Annotated in this window: 4 protein-coding genes; all 4 read left to right on the top strand. The window is 67.1% G+C overall.

All coding sequences use genetic code 11. The features are described from left to right. Positions 1 to 1427, top strand: a 1427-nt coding sequence (locus WEE69_05450) for a DNA-directed RNA polymerase subunit beta' (GenBank protein MEX1144731.1), incomplete at its 5' end; no start/stop codon positions are given. A 40-nt stretch (positions 1428 to 1467) separates the two neighbouring features. Then, positions 1468 to 1839, top strand: a complete 372-nt coding sequence (gene rpsL / locus WEE69_05445; protein MEX1144730.1) for a 30S ribosomal protein S12 — start codon at positions 1468 to 1470, stop codon at positions 1837 to 1839. 128 nt (positions 1840 to 1967) lie between these two features. Continuing rightward, positions 1968 to 2438, top strand: a complete 471-nt coding sequence (rpsG, locus tag WEE69_05440) for a 30S ribosomal protein S7 (GenBank protein ID MEX1144729.1) — start codon at positions 1968 to 1970, stop codon at positions 2436 to 2438. A 327-nt stretch (positions 2439 to 2765) separates the two neighbouring features. Beyond that, positions 2766 to 4847: an elongation factor G gene (gene fusA, locus WEE69_05435; GenBank protein ID MEX1144728.1), complete on the top strand. Its 2082-nt coding sequence runs from the start codon at positions 2766 to 2768 to the stop codon at positions 4845 to 4847. Positions 4848 to 4943: the final 96 nt, after the last annotated feature.

The raw sequence follows: 4943 nt of genomic DNA, 5'->3' as shown, positions 1-4943 counted from the left end.
GTGCCCGCAAGGGCCTGGCCGACACCGCGCTGCGCACCGCCGACTCCGGCTACCTCACTCGCCGTCTCGTGGACGTCGCGCAGGAGCTGATCGTGCGCGACGAAGACTGCGGCACCACGCGCGGTATCTGGGTCGAGGGTCTCACCCCCGACGCCGACACACGCTTGCTCGACACGCGCCTGCACGCCCGCTGCCTCGTCGAAGACGTGAAGCTCTCCGACGGAAGCACGATGCCGCGCGACACCGAGATCCGCGAGGAGCACGTCGAGGCGCTCATCAACGACGGCAAGGGCGGCGTCGGTCGGGTGCGCGTGCGTTCGGTGCTCACGTGCGAGTCGCTCCAGGGTGTGTGCTCGCGCTGCTACAGCACGATGCTCGCCACCGGAAAGCCCGTGGACCTCGGCGAAGCCGTCGGCATCATCGCCGCGCAGTCCATCGGCGAGCCCGGCACGCAGCTCACGATGCGTACCTTCCACACCGGTGGTGTGGCCGGCGAGGACATCACGCATGGTCTGCCGCGCGTCGTCGAGCTCTTCGAGGCCCGCACGCCCAAGGGTGCCGCGGTGCTCGCGGAAGCGTCGGGCGTCGTGCGCATCGGCGAGAACGAGAAGGGCGAGCGCGTGATCTTCGTGGTCGCCGATGACGGCGCCGAAGAGGAGCACGTCGTGTCGCGGCGGGCCCACCTCTACGACGGTGCCCGCGGCCCCAAGATCAAGGACGGTGCCGAGGTCAACGCCGGGGATCAGCTCACCGGCGACGACGACACGCCGCGCGACCCGAAGAAGATCCTCGAGGTCAAGGGCATCCGGGAGACCCAGCAGTACCTCGCCGACGAGGTGCAGAAGGTGTACCGGGAACAGGGTGTGTCGATCCACGACAAGCACGTCGAGGTGATCGTCCGTCAGATGCTGCGCCGTGTCGCGGTTTCGGAGCCGGGTGACTCGCCGTTCCTGCCGGGCGAGAAGGTCGATGCACGGCTGTACGCCGAGACCAACCGCCAGTTGGTCGAGGACGGCAAGCAGCCAGCCGAAGGTCGCCCCGAGCTCATGGGGATCACGAAGGCGTCGCTCGCCACCGACTCGTGGCTCTCGGCCGCGTCGTTCCAGGAGACGACGCGAGTGCTCACCGAGGCCGCGATCGAGGGCAAGACCGACGGCCTGTTCGGGCTCAAGGAGAACGTGATCATCGGCAAGCTCATCCCGGCCGGCACGGGCATGCCCGTCTACCGGGAGATCACGACCGAGGCGCCCGACTACGAGCCGCTGCCCTTCTACTCGACCGACATCGACGCCGAAGCCATGGCCGCGTACCTGCGCGACTCCATCGGCTCACCGACGCCCGAGGTGGCCGAGGGCGAAGGCGTCGCGACGCTCACCGTCCTCGATGCTCCCGAACCGCCATACGAGGGGACCGGGACCGAGGAGTAGCACTAACCTCGCCCGGTTTGCCCAACGAGGAAGCAGAAGCGTGCCGACGATCCAGCAGCTGGTCCGCAAGGGCCGCGAGACCAAGCGTGACAAGTCCAAGACGCCCGCGCTCAAGGGCTCCCCCCAGCGCCGCGGCGTCTGCACGCGCGTCTTCACGCACACGCCCAAGAAGCCCAACTCCGCGCTGCGCAAGGTCGCCCGTGTTCGCCTCACCTCGGGCATCGAGGTCACCGCGTACATCCCCGGCGTCGGCCACAACCTCCAGGAGCACTCGATCGTGCTCGTGCGTGGCGGCCGTGTGAAGGACCTCCCCGGTGTTCGTTACAAGATCATCCGTGGCGCGCTCGACGCCGCCGGCGTCGCCGACCGTCGCCAGGCGCGCAGCCGCTACGGCACCAAGCGGGACGCCTGAGATGCGCGACCGCGAGCCGGGTATCCCGGCGAGGCCCGGCGGCAGTGAGCGAGCGGCCGCGACTCGGGTATCCCGAGGCGCAGCGAGCGAACCAATGGTGCTGAGCGCCGAGAGCGGGAGTACCTGACATGCCGCGCAAAGGTCCTGCTCCTCGGCGTGACCTCCTACCCGACCCGATCTACCGGTCGGTCGTGGTCACGCAGCTCGTCAACAAGGTCCTCCAGCGAGGCAAGCGATCGCTCGCGGAGAAAGTCGTGTACGACGCGCTGTCCGACATCGAGAAGAAGACCGGCGGCGACCCGATCCCGACGCTCAAGCGCGCGGTCGAGAACGTTCGCCCTGCGCTCGAGGTTCGTTCCCGGCGTGTCGGCGGTGCCACGTATCAGGTGCCGGTCGAGGTGCGGCCCCGTCGGGCGACCACCCTCGCGGTGCGCTGGATCGTCGGCTACTCGCGCCAACGTCGCGAGAAGACGATGGCCGAGCGCCTGTCCGCCGAGCTGCTCGACGCCTCGAACGGACTGGGCGCGGCGATGAAGCGCAAGGACGATCTCCAGAAGATGGCGGAGTCCAACAAGGCATTCGCCCACTACCGGTGGTGATGCTTTTGATTCCCGTCGCGCGTTCAGGGACCTCGTAGACTTTTTCGGTTCCTCCGGGTCCGGCCCTGCGAGTGCCGATCCCTGCTCCGCAGCGCCTCACGGCTGCCGAGCCCCTGCTCCCGCCGCCTTCGGCGGCACTCGGGTCTCCGACCCGGGTCTCGGCAGGCTCGGCTCGACTGCTCCGCAGTGACCGTCACTCTCCGGGCCTCCGCACTGAGCCCCGCCCGCACGCTCGCAATCAAGAAGAAGAGAAGAAGACAAGAAGAGAAGAAGAGAAGAAGAGAGATGGCAGTCACCGAGAAGGATGTCAAAGGGAAGGGTGGTCCGCTGATTCGGGACACTCCTTTGGCGCGGGTGCGGAACATCGGGATCATGGCGCACATCGACGCGGGGAAGACCACGACGACCGAGCGGATCCTCTATTACACGGGCAAGACCTACAAGATCGGTGAGGTGCACGAGGGCGCGGCCGTCATGGACTGGATGGTCCAGGAGCAAGAGCGTGGCATCACGATCACGAGCGCGGCCACCACCTGCAAGTGGCGCGACACGTGGATCAACATCATCGACACGCCCGGTCACGTCGACTTCACCGTTGAGGTCGAGCGGTCCTTGCGCGTGCTGGACGGCGCGGTGGCGGTGTTCGACGCGGTGGCCGGCGTGGAGCCGCAGACCGAGACCGTGTGGCGGCAGGCCAACAAGTACAAGGTGCCGCGGATGTGCTTCATCAACAAGATGGACCGCGTCGGCGCCGACTTCTTCCGGTGTGTCGACATGATCAAGGATCGGCTCGAAGCCACCGTCGCGCTGACGCAGCTGCCGATCGGCGCTGAGGGCAGCTTCCGTGGCGTCATCGACCTGCTCGAGATGAAGGCGATCGTCTGGGCCGACGGCATGGGCGAGACCTACGAGATCGAGGACATCCCGGGCGACTTGGTCGCGAACGCGGAGCACTGGCGTCACGAGCTCGTCGATGTCGTCAGTCACCACGACGAAACGGTGCTCGAGAAGTACGTGGGTGAAGAGGAGATCACGGCGGAAGACCTCCGGCGCGGGCTGCGCGACGCGGCCATCAACGCCTCGGTCGTCCCCGTCCTGTGCGGCACGGCGTTCAAGAACAAGGGCGTGCAGCCCTTGCTCGATGCTGTCGTCGACTACCTCCCGAGCCCGCTCGACATCGCGGCGATCGTCGGCACCGACCTCAAGAGTGAGGAGCCGGTCGAGCGCCACGCCGACGACGACGAGCCGTTCGCCGCGCTCGCGTTCAAGATCATGAGCGACCCCTACGTCGGCAAGCTCACCTACTTCCGCGTCTACTCGGGCAAGCTCGCCGCGGGCAGCCAAGTGCTCAACGCGACCAAGGACAAGAAGGAGCGGGTCGGGCGCATCCTCCAGATGCACGCCAACCACCGCGAAGACAAGGACGGCGTGTTCGCAGGTGACATCGTCGCGGTCGTCGGGCTCAAGACCACGACCACCGGCGACACACTCTGCGACCCGGCCAAGCCGATCCTGCTCGAGCGCATGGAGTTCCCGGAGCCGGTGATCTCCGTCGCGATCGAGCCCAAGACGAAGGTCGACCAGGACAAGCTCGGCAAGGCACTCGGTGCGCTGTCGGAGGAAGACCCGACGTTCCAAGTTCGTACCGACGACGAGACCGGCCAGACGATCATCTCGGGCATGGGCGAGCTCCACCTCGACGTGCTCGTCGACCGCATGGTGCGCGAGTTCTCGGTGGCTGCCAATGTGGGGAAGCCGCAGGTCGCGTACCGCGAGACGATCACCGAGCCCGCCACCGACGTGGAGGAGCGCTACATCCGCCAGACCGGTGGCCGCGGTCAGTACGGCCACGTGATCATCAACCTGGAGCCCACGGGCCCCGGCGGCGGTTACGAGTTCGTCGACAAGGTTCGAGGCGGCGACGTCCCACGCGAGTACATCTCCGCCGTGGACGCCGGGATCCAGGAAGCGATGGAGGGCGGCGTGCTCGCCGGGTACGCCCTGGTCGATGTGCGTGCGATCCTCACCGGAGGCTCGTCCCACGACGTCGACTCGAGCGAGATGGCGTTCAAGATCGCCGGGTCGATCGCTTTCAAGAAGGGTGCGAGGCAGGCGAAGCCTGCACTCCTCGAGCCCATCATGCAGGTCGAGGTGGTCACGCCCGAGGACTACATGGGCGACGTCATCGGCGACCTCTCCTCGCGGCGGGGCAAGGTCGAGGGGATGGAGCAGCGGGGGACCTCGCACGTCGTCAAGTCCCACGTGCCGCTCGCGGAGATGTTCGGCTACGCTACCGACCTCCGTTCGCGCACCCAAGGCCGCGCGACCTACACGATGCAGTTCGACTCGTACCAGCAGGTGCCGCAGTCGATCGCCGAAGAGATCATTGCTCGGGTGCGCGGCGAATAGCCGTCCTCCGGCACGGCTTCACGAAAGGAACTCCAAGCTCCATGAGCAAGCCGAAGTTCGAGCGGAACAAGCCGCATCTCAACATCGGGACGATTG

This window comes from Acidimicrobiia bacterium, from assembly GCA_040881685.1.
Classification (GTDB): Bacteria; Actinomycetota; Acidimicrobiia; order IMCC26256; family PALSA-555; genus SHVJ01.
The sequence above is the reverse complement of the archived record's forward strand: the minus strand, read 5'-3'. Positions and strand labels throughout refer to the sequence as shown.